The organism is Devosia sp., assembly GCF_025809055.1.
Lineage (GTDB): Bacteria > Pseudomonadota > Alphaproteobacteria > Rhizobiales > Devosiaceae > Devosia.
Genome location: NZ_CP075529.1, coordinates 3,390,710 through 3,416,715 on the forward strand (window position 1 = coordinate 3,390,710; position 26,006 = coordinate 3,416,715).

Annotated in this window: 25 protein-coding genes; 15 read left to right on the forward strand and 10 right to left on the reverse strand. The window is 64.1% G+C overall.

The genetic code is table 11. The annotated features are described in order from the left end of the window. Positions 1 to 50: 50 nt before the first annotated feature. Positions 51 to 683 carry a hypothetical protein gene (locus tag KIT02_RS16660; protein ID WP_297580262.1) on the forward strand — a complete coding sequence of 211 codons (633 nt, stop codon included), beginning with the start codon at positions 51 to 53 and terminating at the stop codon, positions 681 to 683. Positions 684 to 690: 7 nt separating this feature from the next. Here KIT02_RS16660 and KIT02_RS16665 read toward each other — a convergent pair whose 3' ends face one another. Together KIT02_RS16665 and KIT02_RS16670 are read right to left on the reverse strand one after the other, a co-directional pair. After that, entirely contained in the window at positions 691 to 1,197 is a 507-nt protein-coding gene (locus KIT02_RS16665) for a hypothetical protein (protein WP_297580264.1), read from the reverse strand. Positions 1,198 to 1,201: 4 nt separating this feature from the next. Further along, positions 1,202 to 2,095, reverse strand: coding sequence for a cation diffusion facilitator family transporter (locus KIT02_RS16670; protein ID WP_297580266.1), 894 nt, complete (start codon positions 2,093 to 2,095; stop codon positions 1,202 to 1,204). A gap of 361 nt (positions 2,096 to 2,456) precedes the next feature. Here KIT02_RS16670 and KIT02_RS16675 point away from each other — a divergent pair, with 361 nt between their 5' ends. The 4 genes from KIT02_RS16675 to edd all read left to right on the forward strand — a co-directional run bounded on the left by KIT02_RS16675 (position 2,457) and on the right by edd (position 7,610). Beyond that, positions 2,457 to 3,392 (forward strand): BadF/BadG/BcrA/BcrD ATPase family protein, encoded by a 936-nt coding sequence (locus KIT02_RS16675; protein WP_297580269.1) that lies wholly within the window; start codon positions 2,457 to 2,459, stop codon positions 3,390 to 3,392. An 11-nt stretch (positions 3,393 to 3,403) separates the two neighbouring features. After that, the gene (zwf, locus tag KIT02_RS16680) at positions 3,404 to 4,888 is read left to right on the forward strand and encodes a glucose-6-phosphate dehydrogenase (RefSeq protein ID WP_297580271.1); all 1,485 of its coding nucleotides are present in this window, start codon (positions 3,404 to 3,406) and stop codon (positions 4,886 to 4,888) included. An 86-nt stretch (positions 4,889 to 4,974) separates the two neighbouring features. Beyond that, positions 4,975 to 5,670, forward strand: a complete 696-nt coding sequence (pgl, locus tag KIT02_RS16685) for a 6-phosphogluconolactonase (protein ID WP_297580273.1) — start codon at positions 4,975 to 4,977, stop codon at positions 5,668 to 5,670. 125 nt (positions 5,671 to 5,795) lie between these two features. After that, positions 5,796 to 7,610 carry a phosphogluconate dehydratase gene (gene edd / locus KIT02_RS16690; protein ID WP_297580275.1) on the forward strand — a complete coding sequence of 605 codons (1,815 nt, stop codon included), beginning with the start codon at positions 5,796 to 5,798 and terminating at the stop codon, positions 7,608 to 7,610. Between the two features lie 294 nt (positions 7,611 to 7,904). On the opposite strand, the gene KIT02_RS16695 is transcribed toward edd, so the two are convergent. Beyond that, the gene (locus tag KIT02_RS16695) at positions 7,905 to 9,023 is read right to left on the reverse strand and encodes a citrate synthase (protein WP_297580277.1); all 1,119 of its coding nucleotides are present in this window, start codon (positions 9,021 to 9,023) and stop codon (positions 7,905 to 7,907) included. An 84-nt stretch (positions 9,024 to 9,107) separates the two neighbouring features. On the opposite strand from KIT02_RS16695, the gene KIT02_RS16700 reads away from it, so the two are divergent. After that, on the forward strand, positions 9,108 to 10,217 hold the full coding sequence (locus KIT02_RS16700; protein WP_297580279.1) for a citrate synthase: 1,110 nt from the start codon (positions 9,108 to 9,110) through the stop codon (positions 10,215 to 10,217). Between the two features lie 60 nt (positions 10,218 to 10,277). Here the strand turns inward: KIT02_RS16700 and KIT02_RS16705 are convergent, their stop codons facing one another. Next, complete coding sequence (locus tag KIT02_RS16705; RefSeq protein ID WP_297580281.1) at positions 10,278 to 11,834, reverse strand: VOC family protein; 1,557 nt, start codon at positions 11,832 to 11,834, stop codon at positions 10,278 to 10,280. A 177-nt stretch (positions 11,835 to 12,011) separates the two neighbouring features. Continuing rightward, positions 12,012 to 13,820 carry a DNA mismatch repair endonuclease MutL gene (gene mutL, locus KIT02_RS16710; protein WP_297580283.1) on the reverse strand — a complete coding sequence of 603 codons (1,809 nt, stop codon included), beginning with the start codon at positions 13,818 to 13,820 and terminating at the stop codon, positions 12,012 to 12,014. A 90-nt stretch (positions 13,821 to 13,910) separates the two neighbouring features. Here mutL and KIT02_RS16715 point away from each other — a divergent pair, with 90 nt between their 5' ends. The 5 genes from KIT02_RS16715 to KIT02_RS16735 all read left to right on the forward strand — a co-directional run bounded on the left by KIT02_RS16715 (position 13,911) and on the right by KIT02_RS16735 (position 17,725). Continuing rightward, positions 13,911 to 14,360 (forward strand): nucleoside deaminase, encoded by a 450-nt coding sequence (locus tag KIT02_RS16715; RefSeq protein ID WP_297580285.1) that lies wholly within the window; start codon positions 13,911 to 13,913, stop codon positions 14,358 to 14,360. 727 nt (positions 14,361 to 15,087) lie between these two features. Continuing rightward, positions 15,088 to 15,552, forward strand: coding sequence for a hypothetical protein (locus KIT02_RS16720; protein WP_297580287.1), 465 nt, complete (start codon positions 15,088 to 15,090; stop codon positions 15,550 to 15,552). Then, complete coding sequence (locus KIT02_RS16725) at positions 15,552 to 15,785, forward strand: helix-turn-helix transcriptional regulator (RefSeq protein ID WP_366520564.1); 234 nt, start codon at positions 15,552 to 15,554, stop codon at positions 15,783 to 15,785. The genes KIT02_RS16720 and KIT02_RS16725 overlap by 1 nt, the downstream gene beginning before the upstream one ends. 21 nt (positions 15,786 to 15,806) lie before the next feature. Further along, entirely contained in the window at positions 15,807 to 16,778 is a 972-nt protein-coding gene (locus tag KIT02_RS16730) for an NAD(P)-dependent alcohol dehydrogenase (protein ID WP_297580289.1), read from the forward strand. Positions 16,779 to 16,933: 155 nt separating this feature from the next. After that, a complete protein-coding gene (locus KIT02_RS16735) occupies positions 16,934 to 17,725 on the forward strand; it encodes an alpha/beta hydrolase (protein ID WP_297580291.1) in 792 nt (263 codons plus the stop codon). Between the two features lie 18 nt (positions 17,726 to 17,743). On the opposite strand, the gene KIT02_RS16740 is transcribed toward KIT02_RS16735, so the two are convergent. Beyond that, the gene (locus tag KIT02_RS16740) at positions 17,744 to 18,622 is read right to left on the reverse strand and encodes a patatin-like phospholipase family protein (protein ID WP_297580293.1); all 879 of its coding nucleotides are present in this window, start codon (positions 18,620 to 18,622) and stop codon (positions 17,744 to 17,746) included. 145 nt (positions 18,623 to 18,767) lie between these two features. Beyond that, positions 18,768 to 20,042, reverse strand: coding sequence for a phosphoribosylamine--glycine ligase (purD, locus tag KIT02_RS16745; RefSeq protein WP_297580295.1), 1,275 nt, complete (start codon positions 20,040 to 20,042; stop codon positions 18,768 to 18,770). Between the two features lie 125 nt (positions 20,043 to 20,167). Here purD and KIT02_RS16750 point away from each other — a divergent pair, with 125 nt between their 5' ends. Beyond that, positions 20,168 to 20,641, forward strand: coding sequence for a hypothetical protein (locus KIT02_RS16750; protein WP_297580297.1), 474 nt, complete (start codon positions 20,168 to 20,170; stop codon positions 20,639 to 20,641). Positions 20,642 to 20,652: 11 nt separating this feature from the next. On the opposite strand, the gene KIT02_RS16755 is transcribed toward KIT02_RS16750, so the two are convergent. Together KIT02_RS16755 and KIT02_RS16760 are read right to left on the reverse strand one after the other, a co-directional pair. Further along, positions 20,653 to 22,023, reverse strand: coding sequence for a glutamate--cysteine ligase (locus tag KIT02_RS16755; protein ID WP_297580299.1), 1,371 nt, complete (start codon positions 22,021 to 22,023; stop codon positions 20,653 to 20,655). A gap of 72 nt (positions 22,024 to 22,095) precedes the next feature. Further along, positions 22,096 to 22,845 carry a 16S rRNA (uracil(1498)-N(3))-methyltransferase gene (locus KIT02_RS16760; protein ID WP_297580301.1) on the reverse strand — a complete coding sequence of 250 codons (750 nt, stop codon included), beginning with the start codon at positions 22,843 to 22,845 and terminating at the stop codon, positions 22,096 to 22,098. 252 nt (positions 22,846 to 23,097) lie between these two features. On the opposite strand from KIT02_RS16760, the gene ubiA reads away from it, so the two are divergent. Continuing rightward, positions 23,098 to 24,030 (forward strand): 4-hydroxybenzoate octaprenyltransferase, encoded by a 933-nt coding sequence (ubiA, locus tag KIT02_RS16765; RefSeq protein WP_297580303.1) that lies wholly within the window; start codon positions 23,098 to 23,100, stop codon positions 24,028 to 24,030. A gap of 96 nt (positions 24,031 to 24,126) precedes the next feature. Here the strand turns inward: ubiA and KIT02_RS16770 are convergent, their stop codons facing one another. After that, positions 24,127 to 24,642 carry a DUF6101 family protein gene (locus KIT02_RS16770; RefSeq protein WP_297580305.1) on the reverse strand — a complete coding sequence of 172 codons (516 nt, stop codon included), beginning with the start codon at positions 24,640 to 24,642 and terminating at the stop codon, positions 24,127 to 24,129. A 253-nt stretch (positions 24,643 to 24,895) separates the two neighbouring features. Here KIT02_RS16770 and KIT02_RS16775 point away from each other — a divergent pair, with 253 nt between their 5' ends. Both KIT02_RS16775 and KIT02_RS16780 read left to right on the forward strand, forming a co-directional pair. Next, on the forward strand, positions 24,896 to 25,735 hold the full coding sequence (locus KIT02_RS16775) for a 3'(2'),5'-bisphosphate nucleotidase CysQ (protein WP_297580307.1): 840 nt from the start codon (positions 24,896 to 24,898) through the stop codon (positions 25,733 to 25,735). Positions 25,736 to 25,750: 15 nt separating this feature from the next. Beyond that, on the forward strand, positions 25,751 to 25,993 hold the full coding sequence (locus KIT02_RS16780) for a DUF4170 domain-containing protein (RefSeq protein WP_297580310.1): 243 nt from the start codon (positions 25,751 to 25,753) through the stop codon (positions 25,991 to 25,993). Positions 25,994 to 26,006: the final 13 nt, after the last annotated feature.

Consider the following 26,006-nt stretch of genomic DNA (forward strand, 5'->3'; position numbering starts at 1 on the left):
AGGGCGACAAAGCCTGCGACAGAATAATTCCGCATCGAGGAGAACCCGCCATGTATGCCCGCCTGTCTCTTCTAGCTCTGGCCCTCGCGCTGCCGGTATCCGCCCCGGCCCTGGCCAAGGAAAAGTTCAAGCCCGCTCCCACAGACGAAATCGCTTGCGAAGGCGCCTTTGCCATCGACAGTTCGGAACAGCGTCTGATCGAGATCTACGGCGCCGACAATGTCTGGACCGGCACCGTGCCCGGCCCGGAAGGCATTGAAATGCTCGCCACCCGCGTCTTCGATGGTGATCCGGACAAGCAGATCGAATTTGTCTGGTGGGATGAGGACAAGCGCGAAGGCCCCAGTTACATCGAACTGAACCCTTCCATGACGGGCCCGGGTGGCGTTCGGGTCGGCCAGAGCATGGACGAGGTTGAGGCCATCAATGGCGAACCCTTCACCCTTTCCGGCTTCGGCTGGGACTATGGTGGATCGACCAGCCCGCAATCGGGCGCGCTGTCAGACTTTCCGGGCGACTGCATTCTCTCGCTGCGCTTTTCGCCGCAGGACTATCCCGCCGATGTGGACACCGACTCGGTCATGGGCGATCGCGAAGTATCATCGGACAATCCGATCCTGGATGCCATGGACGTGCGCGTCGACATCGTCTCGATCGGCTATCCGCACCCCGATTTTCGCTGATCGGTCGTCAGCAGGCGGTGGGAACGAAGGAGCGCACGAGGCCCTCGATGGTCTCGTGCATGTCCGACAGGTCCTGCGCCGGATAAACTGCGCGGAACGCGGCATAGCTGTCGCCATCGCACAGGGTGATCATCCGCTGGTACATGATGAACCGTCCCCTGGTTGCCGACCAGGTTGCCCATTGCGGCGTCGAGGCCTGGTAGGACAATAGCCAGCCTTCAATGAGGTCCTGCGACAACCGGTTGGCGACTTCGCCCTCGAAATTGTCCGCGGTGACGGTCGACCACCCGCCCCAGACGCGCAATTCATGCTGCCGGTTGGGCAGGTAGAAAAGCTGCCCATCGCCATTGTCGCTTTCCCCCTGGCCTTCATAGCCGGGCGGAATGTCCAGCGCATAGCCGAAGCGGGCATTGGTGTAGCTGGTCCAGAACTGGGCCTGGACGGGCAGGGCCGCCAGCGCGAACAGGCAGACAGCAGTGATATGCGCGATAATTCGGGCCGGTCTCGATCTCATGGCGCTACAATACCACGATCCCGGCATGCTTGGCCTTGTTTTCCGGCTCCACGTGAATGGTGATCTGCGCCTTGTCCACGGCGTCGCGCAATTTGGCCTCGATGGCGTCGCATATGGTGTGGGCCGCATCGACGCTCATGGCGCCCGGCACCACCAGGTGAAAGTCGATGAAAATCAGCGCGCCGGCCTGGCGCGTGCGAATGTCATGGGCCTCGATGGCGCCATCGGCATTGGTGGCAATGGTCTCGCGGATCAGCTTTTGCGTCTCGGGCGGCACGGCCACGTCCATGAGCCCGCCAACGCTGTCGCGAATGACGCCCCAGCCCGACCACAGGATGTTGAGTGCCACCAGCCCCGCCAGCACGGCGTCGAGCACCACCCATCCGGTGAGGTAAACCAGGGCAAGCCCGACCAGAACCCCACCGGTCGAGACGACATCGGTCATCAGGTGCTTGCCATCCGCCTCGACGGCGGGCGAGCGCACCTGCCGTCCATGCCGGATCAGGATGCGCGCCCAGACCAGATTGATCGCCGTGGCCCCGACGCTGATGGCCATGCCGGGGCCAGGATTTTCCGGCATTTCGGGGGCCATGAGGCCCATGGCTGCCTCGCGCAGGATCAAGAGCGCCGCTACGATGATCATCACCCCGACAATGACCGCCGAGAAATATTCGGCCTTGTGGTAGCCATAGGGCAGGCTGGCATCGGCCGGCCGCTGCGCCAGGCGCACCGCGATCAGGGTGGTGATGGCCGTGACCACATTGACGATTGATTCCAGCGCGTCGGAGAAAAGCGCAATCGAGCCGGTGATCCACCAGGCTGCACCCTTAAGCGCCAGCACCGTCAGTCCCACCGCAAGGCTGGCCAGGGCAATCTTGAGAGTCTTGCTGGCTTCCATGGCGGGTCTCCGGGTGTCAAAGCGGCCATACCTGCTCACGGCGTCGGGCACAACCCATTGTTTTTGCAAACGATTTTCACAATCATTCCAAACTTCCGGCTTTGTCGCCGCCCCCTTGGGGTAAGTGCTTGAAATGTCACGGGAGACGCCTGGCGGCCGAGGGCTTGTGCACGGATCACGCGAGCCATGCATTCTGCACGCTTCCGGCGTACAATTTCTGGCCTATGCTACTTTCGTCTTATCGCCTTTCGCATTATGGTCCGCGCCGAAATCAGACCTAGTGTAGGGCATCGCCCGGGGATTCTGGCAGCCGGCAGGCGCCCGCCCCGCTTTGCCCATACCAGAGACGGAGTTGCATTTCGTGCCACGATATTTTCTTGGCGTTGATGGCGGCGGCACCAATTGCCGCGTGAGGCTGGCCGACGAGAACCTGCAGACGCTGGCCGAGGTTCGCAATGGCCGGTCCAATCTGCAGATCGATGGTGGCGACCCCGCCTATCGGGCCATCATGGACGGGACCCGCGACGCTTTCGAAAAAGCCGGCATCGATTATTCCGAAACCGCCAATACCTACGCCTGTTTCGGCATGGCCGGCGGCCGCATGGATTCGGCCCGTGATGCCTTCGCCGCCCGCAAGTGGCCCTTTGCCGGCGTCAAAGTCTATGACGACATCGACATTGCCCATGCCGGCGCCCTGGGTGGCGAAGAAGGTGGCGTCGCCATCATCGGCACCGGTTCGGCCGCCATGTCGATCGTCGATGGCAAGCGCTACCAGGCCGGCGGCTGGGGCTTTCACATCGGCGACCAGATGAGCGGCGCCATCCTGGGCCGCGAGCTTGCGCGCTACGCTGTTGAAGCCGAAGATGGGCTGGTCGAGGCGTCGCCCCTGACTAGGGCGGTCATCGCTGCGCTTGGCGGCAATAATCAGGGCGCCATGACCTGGTCCTTCGCCACCGAACTGGGTTTGAGCCTGACCGGCAATGAGGGCGCCGAAGACGACGCCCTGATCGGCCGCGCGCCCGGCGAGTTCGGCAAACTCATGCCGCTCTTGTTCGACTACCTGGAAAAGGACGACCCGGTCGCCCTCAAGATGCTCGATATCGAGTTGGGCTATATCGCCACCTATGTCGCCTGGTTCAAAAGCCACGGCGCCAAGGTACTGGCGATCGTCGGCGGTCTCGGACAACGCCTCTTCCCGGTGCTGCAACAACAATATGGTGACTTTGTCGCCCTGCCGAAATACGAACCGCTGCACGGGGCGATCATCCTCGCCCGCCAGCACGCGACGTCAAACTAAGGACCTGCCCATTGTCCAGCCGCATCATTCCCGTTCAGCCATTCGACTATGTGGTGTTTGGCGCAACCGGTGACCTGACCAAGCGCAAGCTCATTCCGGCGCTGTTCCATCGCTTCCTCGATGGCCAGTTCGACGAATCCAGCCGCATCATCGGGGTGTCCCGCTCCAAGCTCAGCGACGCCGATTTCCAGAAACTGGCCAGCGACGCCATCGCCCAGTTTGTCGAGGCGCCCTATCAGGACGCCGCCGCCATCAAGCGCTTCATCTCGATCTTTTCCTATGTCGTCAACGACGTCTCCGACGAAGCCGGCTGGGGCGACCTCAAGAAGGCCCTGCGCGACGATCCAAAGGTCGTGCGTGCCTTCTATCTGGCCGTGGCGCCTGATCTGTTCGAGCCCATTGCCGAGCAATTGTCCAAGACCAAGGTCTATCGGCGCGATGCCCGTGTGGTCATCGAGAAGCCGCTGGGTCACGATCTGGCCTCCAGCCAGGAGATCAATGACGGCGTGGCCAAGATCTTCAAGGAAGATCAGGTCTATCGCATCGATCATTATCTCGGCAAAGAAACCGTCCAGAACCTGCTGGCCCTGCGCTTTGCCAATACGCTGTTCGAGCCGGTCTGGAATTCGGCTCATATCGATCACGTGCAACTGACCGTGGCCGAAAGCGTCGGCGCCGGCACGCGCGGCTATTACGACGAATCTGGCGCCCTGCGCGACATGATCCAGAACCACATGCTGCAGCTGCTCTGCCTTGTGGCCATGGAGCCGCCAGCCAATGACGATGCCAATGCCCTGCGCGATGAAAAGCTCAAGGTGCTGCGTGCCCTCCGGCCCATTTCCAATGGCGAAGTCGCCACGAAAACTGTGCGCGGCCAATATCGCGGCGTGAAGTCCGAAACCGCCTCGGTGGCCTCCTATCAGGATGAGTTGCCCGAGGAAAAGAAGGGCAGCCGTACCGAGACATTCGTGGCGCTCAAGGCCGAGATCGAAAACTGGCGCTGGGCCGGCGTGCCCTTCTATCTGCGCACCGGCAAGCGCATGGCCGAGCGCGTCTCGGAAATCTGCATCCAGTTCAAGCCCATTCCGCATTCGATCTTCGATCACGCCGAAGGCGCGCCAAAGCCCAATAAGCTCATCATCCGCCTGCAGCCCGACGAGGGCGTCAAGATGATGCTGATGATCAAGGATCCCGGTCCCGGCGGCATGCGCCTGCGGGAAGTGCCGCTCAACCTCTCCTTCGCCGAAACCTTCGCCGAACGCACCCCCGAGGCCTATGAGCGCCTGCTCATGGACGTCATTCGCGGCAGCCAGACCCTGTTCATGCGCCGCGACGAATTGGAAGCCGCCTGGAACTGGGTCGATCCGATCCGCGAAGCCTGGGATCGCGCCGCCGAGCCGCCGCAGACCTACACTGCCGGCACCTGGGGCCCGAGCGGCGCCGTGGCCCTCATCGAACGCGACGGCCGCACCTGGTATGAAGGGCCCCATTCGTGAGGCCAGCACGATCTGTTCCTCCCCCTTCCAAGGGGGAGGTTAGGTGGGGGTTGCTCCCACACTCTCTGGACTGAAAGCCAAGCCCAATGACCATCGATCGCCGCAGCTTCGCCGACAAGCCGACCCTGGCCAGGGAACTCGCCGAGTCCGTTGCCGATCGCATCCGCAATGCCATTGCCGCGCGCGGCAGCGCTGCCATCGCCGTCAGCGGCGGTTCGACCCCCGGAAAGTTCTTCCAGGCGCTGGGCAAGACCAAGGATATAGACTGGTCCAGGGCTGTCGTGACGCTGGTGGACGAACGCTGGGTCGATGAAACGTCCGACCGCTCCAACGCTCTGCTGGTCAACGAGAAGATGCTGCAGGGCCCTGCGGCCACGGCCCGCTTCTTTCCGCTCTATTCCGGCGGCGACGAGCCCGATGCCACCCATATCGCCAAGACCAATGCCCTCATGGCCGAACTGCCCAAACCCTTCGCCGCCGTCATTCTCGGCATGGGCAATGATGGCCATACCGCATCCTTTTTTCCCGGCGGCGACACGCTCGATGCCGCGCTGACTGCCGAGGGCCCGACCCTGGCCATTCGCGCGCCCGGCGCTGGTGAGCCGCGCATCACCTTTACCCTGCCGCGCCTGCTTGAGACCGATGGTCTCTACCTTCACATCGAAGGCGCCGAAAAGGCCGAGGTGCTGGACAAGGCGCTGGGCGATGGCCCGGTCGAAGACATGCCCATTCGGGCCGTGCTGCGCTCCGGCGCGCCGCTATCAGTTTACTGGTGTCCCTGAGGGCTCCTGGAGCGATCCCCAATCGATCGCTCTGGCCGTCCCCGGAATGCCGGTGTCACAGGCAGGGCTGAATCCGCGCCAGCGGCCCCCCTTTGGCGCGCCCTTGCGAGCTATGGAGACTAAGCATGACTGTCCGCCAGGCCATCCAGGACGTGACCGACCGTATCGCCGCGCGTAGCCGCGATACCCGTCGCGACTATCTCAACCGTCTCGATGCCGCGAGGGAACAGGGCGTTTATCGTGCCGCGCTCTCCTGCGGCAATCTCGCCCATGGCTTTGCCGCCTGTTCCCCCTCCGAAAAGGCGGCCCTGGCCGGAAACAAGACCCTCAACCTGGGTATTGTGACTTCGTACAACGACATGCTGAGCGCTCATCAGCCCTATCAATTCTACCCCGATATCATCAAGGAAGCGGCCCGCGAGATCGGCGCCACTGCTCAGGTGGCCGGGGGCGTGCCCGCCATGTGCGATGGTGTCACCCAGGGTCAGCCGGGCATGGACCTGTCGCTGTTCAGCCGCGATGTCATCGCCATGGCCACCGCCATTTCCCTCAGCCACAACATGTTCGATGCCGCGGTCTATCTCGGCATCTGCGACAAGATCGTGCCGGGTCTCGTCATCGGCGCCTTGACCTTCGGTCACCTCCCGGCGGTGTTCGTGCCGGCCGGCCCCATGCCTTCGGGCCTGCCCAATGACGAAAAGTCCAAGGTCCGCCAGCTCTATATGGAGGGCAAGGTCGGCCGCGCCGAACTGCTCGAAGCCGAGAGCAAGTCCTACCACTCCGCCGGCACCTGCACCTTCTACGGCACCGCCAATTCCAACCAGATGCTCATGGAAATCATGGGCCTGCACCTGCCGGGCGCCAGCTTCGTCAATCCGGGCACGCCCCTGCGCGACGCCCTGACCCGCGAAGCCACAAGGCGCGCGCTGTCGCTCACCAGCCTGGGCAACAATTATACGCCCATTGGTCACGTCATCGACGAAAAGGCCATCGTCAATGGTCTCGTGGGCCTGCACGCCACCGGCGGCTCCACCAATCACACCATGCATCTGATCGCCATGGCCGCGGCAGCCGGGCTCCAGGTCACTTGGGACGACATGAGCGATCTCAGCGACGCCACCCCGCTCCTGGCCCGCGTCTATCCCAATGGCGTGGCCGATGTGAACCACTTCCACGCCGCCGGCGGCATGGGCTTTCTCATCAAGGAACTGCTGGAAAGCGGTCACCTGCATGAGGACGTCAAGACGGTGTGGGGCGATGGGCTGTCCAACTACACCGTGGAAGCCAAGCTCATCGAGGACAAACTCTCCTTCGAGCCGTCCCCGGACGAAAGCGCGCTGCCCAAAGTTCTTACGGGCACCAAGACCCCGTTCCAGCCCACGGGCGGCCTCAAGCTGCTCAAGGGCAATCTCGGCCGTTCGGTCATCAAGGTGTCGGCGGTCAAGCCCGAGCACCGCGTGGTCGAGGCGCCGGCCCGCGTCTTTCACGGCCAGGAAGGTCTGCAGGCCGCCTTCAAGGCGGGCGAATTGACCGGCGACATGATCGCCGTGGTCCGGTTCTCCGGCCCCAAGGCGCTTGGCATGCCCGAATTGCACAAGCTCACCCCGGCCCTGGGCGTGATGCAGGATCGCGGCTTCAAGGTGGCGCTGCTCACCGATGGCCGCATGTCCGGCGCCTCCGGCAAGGTGCCGGCTGCCATCCACATGACCCCCGAGGCAGTCGATGGCGGCCCGATCAGCAAGATCCGCGACGGCGACATGATCCGGCTCGATGCCAATGAAGGCACGCTCACCTTCCTCGGCGACGAACGCGAATTCTTCTCCCGCACCCCCGCCAGCGAAGACCTGCGTCCCCAGCACTTCGGCATGGGCCGTGAACTCTTCGCCGGCTTCCGCAGCCTCGTCGGCGTCGCCGACAAGGGCGCCAGCGTGTTTGGGTAGTTTTGCACCGGCCCCACCTCCCGACTATGGTGAGAGCGCCAGGGTGAGGGGTGCAGACCTCGTGACTAAATCTCTCTTCACCTCCCCCTGAAAGGGGCTTTGAAGCGGCCGAAGGCAAGATCGCTCCGGTGGAGCGATCTTAGCGGAAAAGGCCATGAGAGCTGCGCTCGAATGGCAAGCAAGCGTAGCTTGGCCCAAAGGGCCTTAGCGAAGCTCGGAGGGGGTGATTGCGCGCTCGGCGTTCCAGTCCCTAAGCCCGGCACCGCCGCCTCGCAACGCCCCGGCCTTCGCCCCTCACACCCCGACATACCGGGCCCGCGGCCTGATCAGCGTGCCCATCTCTACCTGTTCCAGTGCATGGGCGATCCAGCCGACGCTGCGTGCCAGCGCAAAGATTTGCAGCGGCGCATCGGCCGGCAAATCGAACGCCATCACCAGCGCCGATAGCGCAAAATCGACATTGGGTTTTTCGCCTGTTAGCCGTTCCCCAACCTCCGCTATGTCCCCAAACAGCGCCGGCACCGCGAAGCCCGCCATCAGCGTGCTCGCGCGCATGTCCCCGCCGGCATAGAGCTTGTGCCCGAAACAGGGCAGGGCGGCCCCCTGCCGCACCTGCGCGGTGATCGCCGCAGTGACGCCCACCCTCTGCGCCTGCTCGATCAATCCCGCCATGCTCTGGCTGGCATTGCCATGCAGCGGCCCGCTGAGGGTGGCGAGCCCGGACAGCACCGCCGCCGCCAGCGGCGCCCCGGTCGAGGCCGTCACCCGCGCAGCAAAGGTGGACGCATTGAGTTCGTGCTCGGCCAACAGGACCAGCGCAATGCGGATCGGCTCGGCCGCCTCGGGTCTTTGCCACTGCCGCGCCAGGCGCAAATGCACGGGGTCGGTGCCGGGCGCGGCAATCGCTCCGGCGAGAAAGGCAACAACACGCGCCGCATCAGCCAACAGCACGGCCCGTTGGCGTCCGGCCGATGGCATGTCCGTTGCCGCCAGTTCGGCAATGGCCTGATAGGCGGCCGCGATCCCGGGCTGCCGGGCCCGGGCGCGATTGGCAAAATCCGGCCGCGTGTCCGACGCCCAGAGCAATTGCGCCACCGCCCCCAGCGTTCCCGTCTCGGCCAGTTGGGCAGCATCCCTGCCGCGATAGAGCAGCCGGTCATCGACAATGGTGGAAATCGCCGTGTCCAGCACCGGTTCGCCCCAGGCGATCGACTCCGCCGCGACCGTCTGGGCAGGTCGGCGCCCCTTTTGCCTGCCGGCCAGCCGCTCGACGTCGTCAAGCCGGTAGAGGCTTTTGCGCGGATCGTCAGGGTCGGGCCTGGCGGTGATGCGGCCGCGGCTGACATTGGCATAAAGGGTCTGCGGCTTGGTGCCCAGCCGGGCCAGGGCCTGTTCCGCGGTCAACCAGCTCATCGCGCCTCACATTGATCAAAACGATCAAGATTGACGTCAATCTTGATCTTCGGAATCTAGGGCCAAACTGCAAGGAGATGCAATATGTCCGGTCTCGATGATGTGATCGCCGCCGAAACCCGCCTGAGCGATGTCGATGGCGCCAATGGGCGTCTGGTCATTTGCGGGCGTACCCTGGATGACCTGGCCGGACGCACCAGCTTCGAGGACATTCTGGCCCTGTTGCTCGGTGAGGCCATTGGTCTGGATGCGGGCGCGATCCGCAGCCGCCTCGCTGCAGCCCGGCAGCGCGCCTTTGCCGAAATTGCCCATATCGATGCCGGCATTCTCGCCCTCTCGATCACCGAAGGCCTGCGTGCACTGATGGCCCGGCTGACCGATGGCGAAAGCGCTGATACGGCGCTGCTGCTCGCCGCCGCACCCGCCGTTTTCGTGCCCGCTCTCATCCGCCGCAAGGCCGGCGAGGCCGTCATCGCGCCCGATCTCAAGCGCGGGCAGGCGGCCGACATGCTGTTCATGCTGACCGGCGCCGAACCGCTCCCGGCGGCGATTTCTGGGCTTGATACCTATCTCGTGACCGTCTCCGATCATGGTCTCAACGCCTCCACTTTCGCCGCCCGCGTCGTGGCCTCGACCCGCGCCGGCTATACTTCGGCCGTTCTAGCGGCCCTCGGCGCCCTCAAGGGGCCGCTGCATGGCGGTGCGCCCGGTCCGGTGCTCGACATGCTCGATGCCATTGCCACCCCGGCCAATGCCGCCACCTGGATCACGGCTGAACTGGATCGCGGCGAACGGCTCATGGGCTTTGGCCATCGCATCTATCGCGTCCGCGATCCGCGCGCCGATGCACTTAAGGGCGCGCTCAATCGTCTGGGCGAAGCCGGTGGCATGGACGCAGATCGCCTGGCCCTGGCCGAAGCCATCGAGAGGGACGCGCTCGTTGCCCTCCGCGCCGCCAAGCCGGATCGGGTGCTCGACACCAATGTGGAATATTTCACCGCCTTGTTGCTTGAAGCGCTGGGTTTCCCGCGCGATGCCTTTACCGGCGTATTTGCCGCCGGCCGCGTCGGCGGCTGGCTCGCCCATGCGCACGAGCAGGTCGCCAATGGCCGCCTGATCCGCCCGCGATCGCGCTATGTTGGCTTGCGGCCTCAAATCGCTCCAGTGGAGCGATTTGAGGCCGCAAGGCCATAAGGCTGTGCCGAATGGCTGGGGCGGCCTGACCAACGAAGGCGCTAAGGCACGCGGTCTTGTTCAGCCGGCACGCGAAGTGCTCTCATCGAGCCACTGGGCGATGGCGGCCGGATCGCCGTCGCCCAGGCCATGCCCTGCCTCCAGCGTCTCGACACGGACATTCGCCCCCGCATCCGCCAGAATTCCCGCCAGCCGTTCGCCTTCACTGCGATAGGCATCGCTTTCACCCAGCGCGATCAGCACTGAAATCCCATGGAGGTCCGCCTCCGGCACGGGGTCCAGCACCATGACCGGCCGCAGCAGCACGGCGCGGCGAACCAGCGCCGGATGCAAAAGCATCGCCGCCGCCAGAAAGTTGGCGCCATTGGAATAGCCCAGCGCCACCGTCGCCTCGGGCTTGAGCCCATAGGCGGTGCGCGCTTCCGCGAAAAACGCCTCCAGCGCTCCGGCCTCGAAGCGCACATCCTTCTGGTCGAAAATCCCCGGCCCAAAGCCCCGGAACCAGCGCTGCACGCCGCTTTCCGTGCTGCGTCCGCGCAGGCCCAGCAGAGTGGCATGCGGCGCCGCGCGATGCGCAAGCGGCATCAGGTCCATCTCATTGCCGCCCGTGCCATGCAGCAAGACCATAGTCGCGCCATCGGGTTGGTCAGGCGTGTGGAAGCGGTGCTTGTAGATGAGATCGCGATAAACCACCCGCTCTTCCCCGGGCAGTCCGAATTGCGGCAGCATGACCTTCATCGCCTCGGGGTCAGCCGTGTCCGGCGGCATGAACAGGGTCATGCCCAGCGTTTCCAGCGTTTCGTCCTTGGCAAAGCCGGGCCCATCGCTGGCCATTTCGAGCAAAACCCCGCCCGGCTCCCGCACATAGAGCGAGGTGAAATAGTTGCGGTCGTGCAGAGTGGTGAGGCTCGAATTGCGCTGCCGCAGCGCACTTTCCACCCGCTCGACCTCTGCCGCGTCCACGGCGCGCAGAGCCACATGGTCCACCGTGCCACCCCCCGGCGCCCCTGGCCAGAAGCCCGCCGCGTCGCGCACATCCAGCACATCGCCGATGTCGGACAGCAGCCGCTGGATGGGCCCCTCCGCCGGGCCCTTGCGAAAGCCGAAATGGCGGGTGAGGAAATCGGTGGTTTCCTCCTGCACTTCGGTCAGTAGCGTCACCCCGAAAATCCGCCGGATCCGGTGAAGCGCGGGAATATCGCCCTCGGGCATGTCCAATACCGGCAGGTCCGTGCTCACCAGCTTGATCACCACCCCATCCGGGTCGCGCAGCCGCAGCACCGTCTCGCCGAATTCCTGCGATGTGCCATCGCTGCGCACCCCCATGCGCAGCGCCCGTTCGATCCAGAAGCCGATCGAGCCCGGCGCGACGGCCAGCGCCACCTCGCTGACCTGCCCCGCGCCGGCCCCGCCCGACGATCCGCCCTGCCAGACAAGGAAGGTGATCAGCGATCCCGGCGTCGCCGCGCGATCGCCATAGAACAGATGCAACTGCCGCGCATCCTCATAGCCCCCCGTGCGCTTGACGAGCTTGAGGCCCAGGAAGCCGGTATAAAAATCCACATTGGCCTGCACCTCATTGGTGATCAGCGTGACGTGGTGAATGCCTGAAGTCATGCGTTGAGTGCCTTTCTTCCCCTCTCCCCTTGTGGGAGAGGGTGGATCGCGCAAAGCGCGAGACGGGTGAGGGGTCTGCTTGTTAAGACGCACATCCTCGACCAAGAAGAAGACCCCCTCATCCGCCCTTCGGGCACCTTCTCCCTCAAGGGGAGAAGGGAAGAGCGCCACGACGCCTCACCGGCTCCGCCCGAACAACCGCTCGATATCGCCCTTCTTGAGCTCGACATAGGTCGGCCGCCCGTGAATGCACTGGCCCGAATGGGGCGTCGCTTCCATGTCGCGCAAGAGCGCATTCATCTCGTCGACCCGCAGCCGCCGCCCCGAGCGCACCGAGCCATGACAGGCCATGCGCCCGATAATGGCCTCCATGCGCCCACTCAGCGCCGCCGTGCTATCCCACTCGGCCAGGCCATCCGCCAGGTCATGGACGAGCCCCGAAATATCGGTATTGCCGAGCAGGGCAGGGGTCTCCCGCACGGCAATGGCGCGTGGGCCGAATCGGTCGAGATAGAGCCCGAACCTTTCAAGCTCCGCCGCTGCCTCCTCCAGCCGCCCGCAATCTTCCTCCGGCATCTCGATGATCACCGGAATGAGCTGCGCCTGGCTGGCAACCGGTCCTGCCGCCATCTGCGCCTTGAAGCGCTCATAGACCAGCCGCTCATGGGCCGCGTGCTGGTCCACCAGCAGCAGGCCGCCTTCGTTCTGCGCAATGATGTAATTGTCGAACATCTGCGCCCGCGCCGTGCCCAGCGGATAGTCCGCAACCCCGTTCGGCTCTGCCGTGGCTTCCACCCGGGCGCTGGGCTCGGTGAAGCCGGCAAACCGGCCCGGCTCCCGGTCAAAGTTGAGCGGCGCCCGCTGGGTGCTGCCCCAGCCATGGGGCTGGAGGTCTTCCGCAATGCCGGCAGCAACCGGGGCAGGGGATGCGGCCCCCTCCGGCGCCGAAAAAGCGCCCAGAATATCCTCGGCCACGCTGGTGGAGGCCTTGAACCCCGCCGCCGCCAGGGCCTGGCCGATGGCGCGGATCACTGCGCCGCGCACCGCCCCCTGGTCGCGAAAGCGCAGTTCCGCCTTGGCGGGGTGAACATTGACATCCACCTCCGCCGGATCGATGGCGATATAGAGCGAAACCACCGGAAACCGGTCGCGAAACACATAGTCGGCATAGGCCGCGCGCACCGCGCCCACCAGCACCTTGTCCTTCACCGAGCGGCCATTGACGAAATAGAACTGGCTGAGCGAATTGGCCCGCGTATAGGTCGGCAGGCCCGCCATTCCGGCCACCACCACGCCGTGGCGGGCCGTCGCCAGCACCACGGCATTGTCGATGAAGTCGGCGCCCATCACCTGGCCCAGCCGCGCCGCCAGCGCACCCTCGCCGGAAACCGCTGGCCAGTTGCTCGCCGTCCGGTCGGTGCCGTCGAGAACGAAGTGGATTTCGGGATTGGCCATGGCCAGGCGCTTGACCACGTCGGTGATGGCCGCCGTCTCGGCCCGCGCGCTTTTGAGGAATTTGCGCCGGGCCGGCACCTGCGCAAAGAGGTCTTTAACCTCGATGACGGTGCCCCGGTTCATCGCCTGCGGCATCGGGCCTTTGCGCCGGCCATTGTCGACCACCAGCACCAGCCCGCTTTCGGCGCCTTTCGGCCGCGAGGCAACTGACAGGCGGGCCACCGAGCCGATCGAGGCCAGCGCTTCCCCGCGAAAGCCCAGCGTGCGGATATTGTCCAGGTCGTCGGCGGAGAGCTTTGAGGTCGCGTGCCGTTCCACCGACAGCTTGAGGTCCGCCTCGTCCATGCCGTGGCCGTCATCGGTAATGCGGATCAGGTCCATGCCGCCATTGCCGGTCGTCACCACGATCCGGCTGGCCCCGGCGTCGATGGCGTTTTCGACCAGTTCCTTGACCACGCTGGCCGGCCGCTCCACCACTTCGCCGGCGGCGATGCGGTTGATCAGGTCTTCGGGCAGTTGGCGGATAGGCAAGGGCGATTCTCCTGTGCGTCCAATATAGGCGAGCCGTCACCGCTTTCCGACCCGTTTGCGCAAGAGCCCACAAGAGGCTAGGGAATTGCCATGTCCGCCACCGCGCCCATGGATATCGCTCTCAGCCTCGCCGAAGAGGCCGCCGCCGCCGGCGAGGCGCCGATTGGTGCCGTCATTGTCGAGGGCGACACCATTCTTGCGGCCGAGCGCAACCGCATGCAGGCCCTGCGCGATCCCACCGCTCACGCCGAAATGCTGGCCATCCGCACCGCCCTCGCGGCGCGCGGCACGGGCCGCCTCGATGGTTGCGACCTCTACGTCACCCTCGAACCCTGCGCCATGTGCGCCGGCGCTATCGCCCATGTGCGGCTCCGCCGGGTCTATTTCGCCGCCGAGGACATCAAGGCCGGCGCCGTCGAAAACGGCGTCCGCCTCTTCGACCAGCCGACCTGCCACCACCATCCCGAAGTGATTTCAGGCCTGTCCTCCGCCCGCGCCGAGTCGCTCCTCCAGGACTTCTTCCGCAAACTGCGCGACTGATCCCACGCGGGTGCCGGGTGTGCCCGCGCACTCGCATCGGGCCACCCACAATGTCATTCCCGCGAAAGCGGGAACCTCCGTTTCAGAACCACCCCCGCATTGGAGACCAACAGCAGACTCTGCCCTGGAGTAGACCTCATCCTGAGCCCGTCGAAGGACGAGGTCGTGGTACCGAGCCCCCGCTCTCGACCTCGTGGTTCGACAAGCTCACCATGAGGTCTCCCCAACTTTGCCGCCTTGCCCAGCGGGCACCCCACCGGACCACTCCACACCCACACTGGGTCACAGCAGCCCACTGGGCTATTCCCCCCCCCCCACCGCGTCATTCTCGCGAAAGCGGGAACCTCCGTTTCAGAACCACCCCCGCATTGGAGACCAACAGCAGACTCTGCCCTGGAGTAGACCTCATCCCCCGCCTTCGCGGGGGCAGGCTCTGAGCCTGTCGAAGGACGAGGTCGTGGCACCAAAGCCTCCACCCGCTCGACCTCGTGGTTCGACAAGCTCACCATGAGGTCTCCTCTGATTGGCCCTTTGACCCTCCCGCCACACCCACCGGCCATGCCACCCCCACAATGTCATTCCCGCGAAAGCGGGAACCTCCGTTTCAAACCCACCCCGCACCGGCAACTACGAGCACACCCCACGCTGCCCCAATATGTTAAAAATATTTGACTCAATGCAAATTATGTATCACATAGAGCGCAATATTCTTTCCATGGAGTGCGCCATGACCATGCGCGAAAAGGTGGCCTGGATTGCCGTCGTCACGTCCCTCGTGATCTTCGGCTGGTATTTCTGGAGTGTCTGGACCGATTATGCAGCCGGGCTGCTGGATGGCGATGACTTGTTCTGGCGGTTCCTCAAATGCCTCGGCCTCGCCATCGCCATCATGCTGCCGGCCGCCCTCATTTCCGCAAAGCTGGGCGGGCAGGCTTTCGATCCGCCACCCGACGAGCTCGAAACCCGCATCGAGGCCATATCCAATCGCGTCGGGCTGGCCGTGCTCGAAGTGGCACTTGTAGGAGTGGTCCTGCTCAGCAAGGCCATCACCGATATCGCCCGCACCGATTTTGCCGCGGATCCCGCCGGGGCAACGGCCATCATGCTGATCAACCTCATTCTCTTCGTCACCGCCGCGGCCGCCGTGCTGCGCGAGATTCTGGTGATCGTCCAATACCGGCGCTACGCCTGATGCCGGCGCCGCCCCCCATCAGCAACACCATCCGCCGCCTGCGGTTCGACCATGGCGAGATGACCCAGCAGCAACTGGCCGACGCCATCGGCATGACCCGCCAGACCGTCGCTGCCATCGAGCAGAACAAATATTCGCCCTCCCTCGAAGCCGCCTTTCGCATCGCCGAAGTGTTTGGCGTCGAGATCGGCGAGGTCTTCCAATGGAAGGCCGGAGCACAGCCGGACCGCTAAAGGTCATTTGGAGCAAGAACGATGAAAGCCTGGATTGCTCGCCACTATGGCGGCCCTGAAGTGCTGCGCCTCGAAGAGGTGCCCACGCCATCGCCAAAACAAGGCGAGGTTCTGATCCGCGTCCATGCCACCACGGTCAATTCCGGTGACGTGCGGGTGCGCGGCCTGGATATGCCGCCCGGCATGACCCTTATGGGACGGCTGGCCCTGGGCTGGAACGGCCCGCGCCAGCCCGTTCTGGGCACCGAACTGGCCGGGGTCGTCGAGGCGGTAGGGCAGGATGTGACCCGTTATCGGTCCGGCGATTGCGTCATCGCCTTTTTTGGCGGCGCCATGGGGGCCCATGCCGAATACGCCACGATCCCTGAAATCGGCCGCATCGCGCTCATGCCCGGCCGGCTCGATTTCACTTCCGCTGCCGGCCTCTGTTTCGGCGGCACCACCGCGCTGCATTACCTGCGCCAGGCAGGTCTGCAACCGGGCCAGTCCATCCTGGTGCTGGGCGGCTCGGGCGCCGTTGGTCTGTCACTGGTGCAATTGGCGCGCCATCAGGGTGCCGATGTCACGGCCACCACCAGCGCACCCAATCGCGATCTGCTCACCCGCTTTGGTTCCCATCAGGTCATCGATTACACGGCCACCAATCCGCTTGCCGGTCCCGCGCGCTACGACATCGTCGCCGATTGCGTCGCCGCCACCGATTTTGCCCGGGCCCAGAAAGCGCTCAAGCCCGGCGGGCGCTATCTCGCCATTGCCGGCGGCATTCGGGAAATGCTGGGGAGCCTGCGCAAGGGTGCCGATGGCACGCGCATGATTGCCGGTCCGGCTGCCGAGCGGGCCGAGGACATTGTCGAACTGGCCCGGCTGGCCGAGGCCGGAACCTATGTCAGCCATGTCGACAGGGTCTTTTCCTTTTCCGACCTGCCGGCGGCCCACGCCTATGTGGATACCGGCCGCAAGCGCGGCAGCGTTGTGGTGACCGTCGCTGATTGAGATGAGGTGTTGACAACCACTTGGTTATGGAATACCCATTGGGTATATAACCAAATGGAGATACACAAATGTTGCGCCGAACCTTTGTTGCCCTTGCTGCCACCGCCACTTTGGCTTCGAGCCTCATCTCACCCCTCGCACAGGAGAACACCACCATGACCAACGCCCCCAAAACCGGATTCGCCCCCGTCAACGGCCTCGATCTCTACTATGAAATCCATGGCTCCGGCGAACCGCTGCTGGTCCTGCATGGCGGCATTGGTGCCACCGAACAGTTCGGTCCCAACATTGCCCTCTGGGCCCAGGACCGGCAGGTCATCGTCGCACACATGCAGGGCCATGGGTTCACCCGCGATATCGATCGGGCCTATGGCTACGAGCAATTTGCCGACGATGTTGCGGGCCTGCTCGATCATCTCAAGCTGCCCGCCGCCGATATTCTGGGCTATTCCATGGGCGCGGGCGTCGCCACGCGCCTGGCCATCCAGCATCCAGAAAAGGTCACCCGCCTGGTATTGGTCAGCGGCAACATGGACAATGCCGGCCAATATCCCGAAGTGCGCGGCACCTTCCCGGCCATGGTCGACAATGCCGCCCAGATCGGCGCCGGCATGGCCGCCTCGCCCCTCGCCTCATTCTATCCCGACATCGATTGGGAAACCGCCTTCCGCAAGATGGGCGAACTGCAGAGTCAGCACCACGACTGGAGCGCCGATTTTGCCGGTATCACCGTCCCGACCCTGCTGCTGTTTGCCGATGCCGATTGCGTCACGGCCGAGCAGATCGTCGCCATGTACCGTGCCCTGGGCGGGTTCGCGCGCGATGCCGGCCTCGACGGGTCGCTGCGCCCGCTGGCACAACTGGCCGTGGTGCCCGGTCGCACCCACTACAATATTCTTGAAACCACCCAGGCTGGCGAAGTCGCCGCCCGCTTCCTGGCCCAATAGGGGCCAAACCGCGCGAGGTCAGTCCGGATTGCTGTCGATCACCGGGATGCGGTTCTGGATATAGTCCTCGACCTTGGTGTGAAGGATGCGCTTGAAGCGCTCCTTCTCCACCTCGGCATGTTTGATGATCTCCCGCACCCGCCAGAACTCCATGGCGCCAAACTGGGAGACGCGCGGCCGGATGTAGATGTCCGGCGGATAGGCCGCCATCATATGCGCCGTCAGCGAGTGCATCATGATCTGGGCCGAGCCGAACCAGATGTCGATGGCCTTGTGGTCGGTCTTGGTCAGGTTCGCCGAAGGATCGCCCGCCACATCGATGCCGATGAGGAAATCGGTATCGATATCGGCCTGGTCGAGCGGCAGCGGATTGACCACGCCCCCATCCACCAGGATGTGGTTTTCATAGACGACCGGGCGGAAGAAGCTGGGAATGGCCAGCGACCCGGCAATGGCCGGTTTCAGCAACCCGGCATTGAACACCACCTGGTGCCAGCTCTGGAAATCGGTGGCCACCACATAGAGCGGCACCTTGAGGTCGCGGAATTCGCGTGGAAAGTGCGGCGGCGTGAACGCATCCACGATGCTCATGGCGTCGAGCTGCACGGAAATGCCGTTCTTGAGCAGGCCGCCGATGCCGCGCACCTGCGTGGCCCAGAGCTTTCCCGCGATCGTGCGCAATGTGCCCAGCACTTCGAACGAATGCGCCCGCAATTCCTTGCCGCTCATGCCCGATGCCCAGCCGGCGCCGATCAGCGCGCCGATCGAGGTGCCCGAGATCACCGAGGGTTTGAGCCCCAGCTCATCCATGGCCTCGATATAGGGAATATGCGTCAGCCCGCGCGCCGAGCCGCCGCCCAGCGCCACCCCGATCCGTGGTCCCCCTCCGAAATCCATGCCTGCGCGCTCCCCATGTCTGGCACGCAGCCGCTCCACCAGCGCCATGCCGCGCCGTTGCAATGGCGTTGGCTGGCGTTGCGGCGGGGCCGCAGCCGAGACGGTTTCGAGAGATGAGGCTAGCGCGCCAAGATTGAGAAAGGGTTCAATCCTGCTCGCGGGCGATTTCGCGCCAGCCGATGTCGCTGCGGGCAAATCCGTCCGGCCAGTCAATCTGGTCCACGCCTGTGTAAGCACGCTCCTGTGCCTCTTTGACCGATGCCCCGAGCGCGGTGATGTTCAGCACCCGCCCGCCATTGGCCAGTAAACGCTCCCCATCCCGCTTCGTTCCGGCGTGAAACACGGTCAGCGTGTCGTCGTCGAGCCCGTCGGCGCCCTTGATTTCGCTACCCTTGCCGTAGTCGCCGGGATAGCCCTTGGTCGCCATGATGACGGTCAGCGCAAACGCGTCCTTCCAGGCGACGTCATGGCCCTTGAGCGTGCCCGTGGCCACCGCGTGCAGCAGGGGAACCACGTCGCTCTCCATGCGCATCATCATCACCTGGCATTCCGGGTCGCCGAACCGGGCATTGTATTCGACCAGCTTGGGTCCATCTTCGGTCAGCATCAGCCCGGCATAGAGCACGCCGGCATAGGGGGTGCCGCGCTGCGCCATGCCGCGCACCGTGGGTTCGATGATTTCGGCCATGGCGCGGTCATAGAGGTCCCGGCTCAGCACCGGCGCGGGCGAATAGGCGCCCATGCCGCCGGTATTGGGCCCGAGATCGGCATCGAAGGCGCGCTTGTGGTCCTGCGCCGTGGTCAGCGGCAGGATGGTTTCGCCGTCGCTCAGCACGAACAGGCTCACCTCTTCGCCTTCCATGAATTCCTCGATCACCACCGAAGCTCCCGAGGCGCCGAACAGGCCCGAGAAACAATCGATGATTGCCTCTTCGGCTTCCTCGATGCTCATCGCCACGGTCACGCCCTTGCCGGCGGCAAGGCCATCTGCCTTCACCACGATCGGGGCCGGCTGGGTGTAGAGATAGGCAAGCGCGGCGTCTTCGCTTTCAAAGCGGGCATAACCGGCGGTGGGAATGTCGAACTGGTCGCACAGCGCCTTGGTAAAGCTCTTGCTGCCCTCGAGCTGCCCCGCGGCCTTGGACGGACAGAAGCAGGTAATACCCGCCGCCCGCACATCGTCGCCGAGCCCGGCGACCACCTGGGCATCGGGCCCGACCACCACGAAGTCCACGTCATGCTCGCGGGCCGCGGCGATCACGGCCGCGTGGTCGGTGATATCGACCGCCACATTGGTCGCAACCTTCTCGCTGCCGCCATTCCCCGGCGCCACGAACAGCGCCTCGACCAGCGGAGACTGCGCGATCTTCCAGGCCAGAGCATGTTCCCGCCCACCCGATCCGATCACCATCACCCGCATGTCACGCCTCCGTGTCTGTTGGTCGGGTGATGCACGAGACCGGCCGGGGAGGCAAGCGCTTCGCCCCATTTTTGGCGGCTTTGTTGCGCTTAAGCTCGCCCGGCGACCTCAGGAGACACGCGCAGATGGATTGGACGCTTTTCGGCTTGATCCCGATGATCTTTGGCGGGGCGCCGCCGGATTCCCCGCGGGCCGTGCTCGACGCCATCTATGAACCGCTGCAAAGTGGTGAGGCGATCAACCTCGAGGAGCACTATACCGACAGGCTTCAGGATCTGGTCGCGACCAATCTGCAGATGAATGTCGTCGACCAGAGCGGCAATCGCATCGATCCCGAGGCGGCCGACATTGTCGAGTTCAATCCCTTCCTCAATGGCACCGGCACCGCCGTGCAGAATCTCGGCGTCAGCGAGCCGGTGATCCAGGGCGACACGGCCGTGGCCCTGGTCAGCTTCGAGGCCGAGGGCCAGCCCACCATTCTCACCATTTCCATGCAGCGCCAGGGCGAGTGGAAAATCGACGATGTCGCCTCGGTCGGCAGCGGCGAAAAATGGCTCTATTCCTGGCTCTTGCAGTTCGACCCCTATAACCAGCAATAAGCGGCGCCGCCCTAAATCTCCGCCGCGCGGAAGATCGGCGTCACATCACCATTCCATTCGCCGTGGAACTTTTCGAGCCAGCGTTCCGCCGGCGACTTGCCGGTGCGGATGGTCTGCTCCAGCGGGGCGAGGTAGATGGTTTCGTCCTGCCCCTTGGCATTGAGCCGGTTGCGGCGCACCAGGCCTGCCTCGGCAATGCCGACGGCCTGTGCCGCGATATCGAAGATAGAGGAGCGGTCGAACGGTGTCGCCAGGCCCAGTCGCGGCACTTCGCGGCGCAGTTCCTCGCGTTCTTCGGCAGTCCAGTCCTTCACCAGTTCCCAGGCCGCCTCGAGCGAAATGTCGTCATAGAGCAGGCCGGTCCAGAAGGCGGACAGGGCCACCACATGATCGCGGTCGCCCATGTCGGCGCCACGCATTTCCAGGAACTGCTTGAGCCGCACTTCCGGGAACAGGGTCGAGAGGTGATCCTCCCAATCCTTGACCGTCGGCTTCTCGCCCGGCAGTTGCGGCAGCTTGCCCTCAAGGAAGGCGCGAAAGCTCTCGCCCGCGACGTTGATATATTGCTTGTCGCGGATGACGAAATACATCGGCACGTCAAGCGCATGATCGGCATAGCGCTCGAAGCCGAACCCGTCTTCGAACACGAAAGGCAACATGCCGGTGCGGGCGTCGTCGGTATTGCGCCAGATTTCGCTGCGGAAACTCAGATAGCCGGTGTCCCGGCCATTGGCGAAGGGCGAATTGGCAAATAGCGCCGTGGCCACCGGCTGCAGGGCCAGCGACACGCGCAGCTTCTTGACCATGTCGGCTTCGTCGGCAAAGTCGAGATTGGTCTGCACCGTGGCAGAGCGGTACATCATCGATGTGCCCAGCGTGCCGGTCTCGGCCATATAGGCGGTCATGATCTTGTAGCGCGATTTGGGCATGGCCCGGATTTCGTCCACCGCCCAGAGCGGGGTCACGCCCAGCCCGAGGAAGTGAATATCGAGCGGCGCGGCAACCTTCTTGGCGACGCGCAGGTGTTCGTCCAGTTCTTCGGCGGTTCCATGCAGGTCCGCCATGGGCGACCCCGACAATTCGAATTGCCCGCCGGGCTCCAGCGAAATGCCCCCCGCAATTTCGTCATTGCGCAGCCCGATCGGATTGTCCCCATCATAGAAGGGGTGCCAGCTGGTCTCCTTCTCGATGCCGGCGATCAGCGCGCGAATGCCGTTTTCGCCCTCATAGGCGACCGGCCGCAGCGGGTCGGTGTGGAACACGTGTTTTTCGTGTTCGGTGCCGATACGCCACTGGTCCGCCGGCTTGCCGCCGCGCTCCATTGCCTCGATCAGGTCCGCCCGCGATTCGATGAGGGGCGATGGTGTGTCGGCGCCGGCCATAGGGTCCTCTCGGCTGAGGCATAGTCATTGCGGCGGCAAAATAGCGACAGCAAGGCGGAAAGCAATCGCCTTTTATCGCCAATCACCGATGATCGACTGGATGACGGCCAGGGCCGCCACGGCCGCAGTATCGGCTCTGAGGATTCTGGGGCCAAGGCTGATCGGCACGACGAAGGGCAGGGCGCGCAGTTTTTCCCGCTCCGTGTCCGAAAAGCCGCCCTCGGGGCCGACCAGCAGCCCGATCCGCGCCCCGCGCAGCGGCTCCAGCGCCGAAATCGGCGAAGACGAGGCTTCGCCCTCGTCGGCCAGGATCAGTTTCCGGTCGCCATGCGCCGCGTCCCAGTCGCTCAAAAGCCGGTCGAGCGTGATCTCCGGCGCAATCTCGGGCACGCTCAGCACCTCGCATTGCTCGGCAGCCTCCATCGCATTGGCCGCAAGGCGCTCTGTCTTCAGCCGATGAACCTGGGTAAACTGGGTCATCACCGGCTGGATCACGCCCGCGCCCATCTCGACGGCCTTTTGCACGACATAGTCGAGGCGTTCGCTCTTGAGCGGCGCAAAGCCGTACCAGAGGTCCGAAGCGGGCGTTTGCGCAGCGATCTGCTCCACCACTTCAAGGTCCACCGACTTTTTCGAATCGCTGGTGAGGCGACACAGCCAGGCGCCGTCCCGGCCATTGAACAGCACAACCGCGTCCCCCACCGCCTTGCGCAATACGGCCGCAAGATAGAGTGACTGATCCTTGCCCAGGGTCAGCCTGGTGCCGCTGCCCAGGTCCGGTTCGACGAAAAGGCGCGGAAGCTGGGCGTGGCTGCGAGGCATCGAGAGTCCACCGATTCCCTTCTCCCCTTGAGGGAGAAGGTGCCCGAAGGGCGGATGAGGGGCTTTTCGCCGCAAAGAATTCGCTCCCGCGGAGCGAATTTAGGCGAGAAGGCCATGAGAGCTATGCGCGAATGGCTTCGCCAGCATAAACGCTGTAAGCGTGGAAAGAACCCCTCACACTGATTTTCTGCCAGAGGCAGAAGGTCTTCTACTTTCCCCGCAAAGGGACATGGCGACACGACGAGGTACCCTATGACAACCACGCCCCCCACCGGCACCGTCGCCGATGCCCAGAAAGACAATTGGCTCGATCGCTTCGCCCCCGACTGGCTGAAGCCCTATGGCCGCCTGGCGCGCTGGGATCGGCCCATCGGCTTCTACCTTCTGTTCTGGCCCTGCGCTTGGGGGGTGGGCCTCGCCGCGCTGGCCCAGCCGCAGTTCGGATTCGGGTTCTGGGCCGTCGCCCTGATGTTCGTCGGCGCCATCCTCATGCGCGGTGCCGGGTGCACCTTTAACGACATCGTTGACCGCGACATCGACATGCAGGTCGCCCGCACCCGGTCGCGCCCCATTCCGTCGGGGCAGGTCACGGCGCGCGAGGCGCTCTATTTTCTCATCGCCCAGGCGCTTCTGGCCTCTGTCGTGCTGTTCCAGTTCAACCGCTTCACCGTCTGGGCCGGCGTCGCCTCCCTTGGCCTCGTCGCCATCTACCCCTTCATGAAGCGCGTGACCTGGTGGCCGCAATTCTTCCTCGGCCTGGCCTTCTCCTGGGGCGCCATCGTCGGCTGGACCAGCCAGACCGGCGGCCTAGGCTGGGCCCCGGTCCTGCTTTATGCCGGCACCATCCTCTGGGTCATCGGCTACGACACCATCTATGCGCTGCAGGATATCGAGGACGATGCCCTTGTGGGGGTCAAGTCCACCGCACGCCTCTTCGGCGCCAATGTCCGCCCGGCCGTGGCCGTCCTCTATTCGGGTGCCTTTGTGCTGTGGAACGGTGCTGCGGTGGCTGCTGGCGGCGGATCGGTCTTTGCCGTTCTGTCGCTCGTCGCGGCGGGGTTGATGGCCTGGCAGCTCTGGACGCTAGACGCCGATGTGCCGAAAAATCCGTATGACCGCTTCTACAACAACCACTATGTCGGCATTGTGCTCACCCTGGCCTTCCTTGCCGACTGGGTGTGGTAGCAAATGCTAGCAATGCGCTAACGTCTGGACCCCCAAACGCGAAAGGGCCAACCGCACCACCGGTTGGCCCTTCTTGCTGCTTTGGAGGCAGGTAATTCAGTGCGTTTCGGCCTGGCCGGGCTTGCGGCGATTGAGGAAGCGCGGGCGGCGGGAAGCCTCGGCAGCCAGCTTCCGGCGCGGCGTCGGCGAGCCGAGCATGACCCCGTCAACCTGCTGGCTATAGGGCAGGTAAGACCCGTCGCCGGCCTTGATAAACAGCGGCAAACGAAGCTTTTTGCCCCAGTTCTGCCACTCGGCGACAACGTTGTGATTGCCCTCTTCTTCGAAGACCTTGTAGTTCAGTTCCGCGTCGGAATGGACCAGTTCGATGGAACTGGTCAGCATCCCTTCCTCGGAAATACTGGTGGCCACCGCGACCCCGATGAACTCGGTAACCGGCACCTTGATCTTGATCGCGACGCCACTTTGTTCAAGCTGCTTGCGAACCGTAACGGTCTTGACGGGATCCTTGGGGCCATTGTCGTTCGCCGCCACGAACCGGCGCTCGGCCAGTGCCGGCCGGCCGAAAGCCAGCACGACCGACGAACCCTCCATTGCAACGCCATGAACCATTTTGATGCCTTCCTGTAACTTCGAGAGCTGGTTTTTCCGCTCCGTTTGTGAGGACCAATCTAGCGCGTCCCCTTACCTGCCCCCTTAATCGGTTCGGTTAAGTTTATCTTGTTTTCCCGAAGGGTTAGCGGGGTATTGCACCCAGTCAGAAGCGGTTAACCGCGTGCCTTGCGACCGCGTTTACCCTGCCATATTTGCCAAATCCGCGGCCGCCCTTGTCCAAACGCGCGGCCAAGCCTAAAAGCCGGGCACCATGCCGGCTTTCGCCCCGCTCTATTCCGATGATCTCGAACTGCTCCGCTCCACCGCGGTGGCAGCCGGCATCATTGCCAGCAGTTATTTTCGCCGCGACGTAAAATCCTGGACAAAGGACAATTCGTCCCCGGTCAGCGAGGCCGACATCATGGTCGACCGTTTCCTCGCCGCCAATCTGCTGCAGGCCAGGCCGACCTATGGCTGGCTCAGCGAGGAGACCGTCGACAATCCCAGTCGTCTCAGCTGTGAACGCACCTTTGTCGTCGATCCCATCGATGGTACCCGCGCCTTCCTGCGCGGCGAGGAATACTGGACCATATCCCTCGCCGTCGTCGAAAACGGCGTCTCGGTGGCGGGCGTGGTCTATGCGCCGGCGCTTGATGAGTTTTATGAGGCCTCGCGCGGGGACGGCGCGCGCCTGAATGGCCGGGAACTGGTACGCCAGCGCCGTCCTGGCACGCCTCCACTCATCCCCGCGCCCGGTGCGGTTCATCAGGAAATGCAGGCGTCCGGGCTCAATTATACGCGCGGCCCCGCCTATCCTTCGCTCGCCTACCGGCTGGTGCAGGTGGCGACGGGAAGGCTTGATGCAGCAGTCGCCAGGCGCGGCTCGCAGGACTGGGATATTGCTGGCGCCGCCGTCATTCTCACCGAATGCGGCCTCGACTTTGCCGATGTGTGTTCCGGCCCCCCCGCATTCAACAAACGAGATGTGCGTCACGGAGCGCTTGCAGCCCTGGGCGACATCAGCCTAAAACCGCTCATCCACGCGGCATTGATCAAGGTCTATGGCTGTCCTGCCGATGGCCAGGACCTTGCCGAAACACTGACATCCTGAAGTCCGGAAAGAACGATGGCTGAAACGACCGAAAAACAACTTCTCCACCTGGTGATCGGCGGCGAAATGTCGAGCCTGGACGGCGTGACCTTCGCCAACCTGGACGAGGTCGACATCGTCGGCGTCTATCCCAACTATGCGGCCGCCGAGAAAGTCTGGCGAGCCAAGGCGCAGATGACGGTCGACAGCGCCCAGACCCGCTATTTCATCGTGCACCTTCACCGCCTGCTTGATCCCGAAGGCGGAGCTGCAAGCTGATCCGGGATTTTCT

Excerpts from the sequence above, each read along its gene's own strand:
- KIT02_RS16700 (WP_297580279.1), top strand. The coding sequence starts at position 9,108 with ATGTCCGGTCTCGATGATGTGATCGCCGCCGAAACCCGCCTGAGCGAT.
- KIT02_RS16695 (WP_297580277.1), bottom strand. The coding sequence starts at position 9,023 with ATGAGCTGGTTGACCGCGGAACAGGCCCTGGCCCGGCTGGGCACCAAG.
- KIT02_RS16755 (WP_297580299.1), bottom strand. The coding sequence starts at position 22,023 with ATGGCCGGCGCCGACACACCATCGCCCCTCATCGAATCGCGGGCGGAC.
- edd (WP_297580275.1), top strand. The coding sequence starts at position 5,796 with ATGACTGTCCGCCAGGCCATCCAGGACGTGACCGACCGTATCGCCGCG.
- KIT02_RS16665 (WP_297580264.1), bottom strand. The coding sequence starts at position 1,197 with ATGAGATCGAGACCGGCCCGAATTATCGCGCATATCACTGCTGTCTGC.
- ubiA (WP_297580303.1), top strand. The coding sequence starts at position 23,098 with ATGACAACCACGCCCCCCACCGGCACCGTCGCCGATGCCCAGAAAGAC.
- KIT02_RS16780 (WP_297580310.1), top strand. The coding sequence starts at position 25,751 with ATGGCTGAAACGACCGAAAAACAACTTCTCCACCTGGTGATCGGCGGC.
- KIT02_RS16735 (WP_297580291.1), top strand. The coding sequence starts at position 16,934 with ATGACCAACGCCCCCAAAACCGGATTCGCCCCCGTCAACGGCCTCGAT.
- KIT02_RS16750 (WP_297580297.1), top strand. The coding sequence starts at position 20,168 with ATGGATTGGACGCTTTTCGGCTTGATCCCGATGATCTTTGGCGGGGCG.
- KIT02_RS16715 (WP_297580285.1), top strand. The coding sequence starts at position 13,911 with ATGTCCGCCACCGCGCCCATGGATATCGCTCTCAGCCTCGCCGAAGAG.
- KIT02_RS16740 (WP_297580293.1), bottom strand. The coding sequence starts at position 18,622 with ATGGATTTCGGAGGGGGACCACGGATCGGGGTGGCGCTGGGCGGCGGC.
- KIT02_RS16775 (WP_297580307.1), top strand. The coding sequence starts at position 24,896 with ATGCCGGCTTTCGCCCCGCTCTATTCCGATGATCTCGAACTGCTCCGC.
- KIT02_RS16760 (WP_297580301.1), bottom strand. The coding sequence starts at position 22,845 with ATGCCTCGCAGCCACGCCCAGCTTCCGCGCCTTTTCGTCGAACCGGAC.
- KIT02_RS16660 (WP_297580262.1), top strand. The coding sequence starts at position 51 with ATGTATGCCCGCCTGTCTCTTCTAGCTCTGGCCCTCGCGCTGCCGGTA.
- purD (WP_297580295.1), bottom strand. The coding sequence starts at position 20,042 with ATGCGGGTGATGGTGATCGGATCGGGTGGGCGGGAACATGCTCTGGCC.
- pgl (WP_297580273.1), top strand. The coding sequence starts at position 4,975 with ATGACCATCGATCGCCGCAGCTTCGCCGACAAGCCGACCCTGGCCAGG.
- KIT02_RS16720 (WP_297580287.1), top strand. The coding sequence starts at position 15,088 with ATGACCATGCGCGAAAAGGTGGCCTGGATTGCCGTCGTCACGTCCCTC.
- KIT02_RS16670 (WP_297580266.1), bottom strand. The coding sequence starts at position 2,095 with ATGGAAGCCAGCAAGACTCTCAAGATTGCCCTGGCCAGCCTTGCGGTG.
- KIT02_RS16705 (WP_297580281.1), bottom strand. The coding sequence starts at position 11,834 with ATGACTTCAGGCATTCACCACGTCACGCTGATCACCAATGAGGTGCAG.
- KIT02_RS16730 (WP_297580289.1), top strand. The coding sequence starts at position 15,807 with ATGAAAGCCTGGATTGCTCGCCACTATGGCGGCCCTGAAGTGCTGCGC.
- KIT02_RS16770 (WP_297580305.1), bottom strand. The coding sequence starts at position 24,642 with ATGGTTCATGGCGTTGCAATGGAGGGTTCGTCGGTCGTGCTGGCTTTC.
- KIT02_RS16725 (WP_366520564.1), top strand. The coding sequence starts at position 15,552 with ATGCCGGCGCCGCCCCCCATCAGCAACACCATCCGCCGCCTGCGGTTC.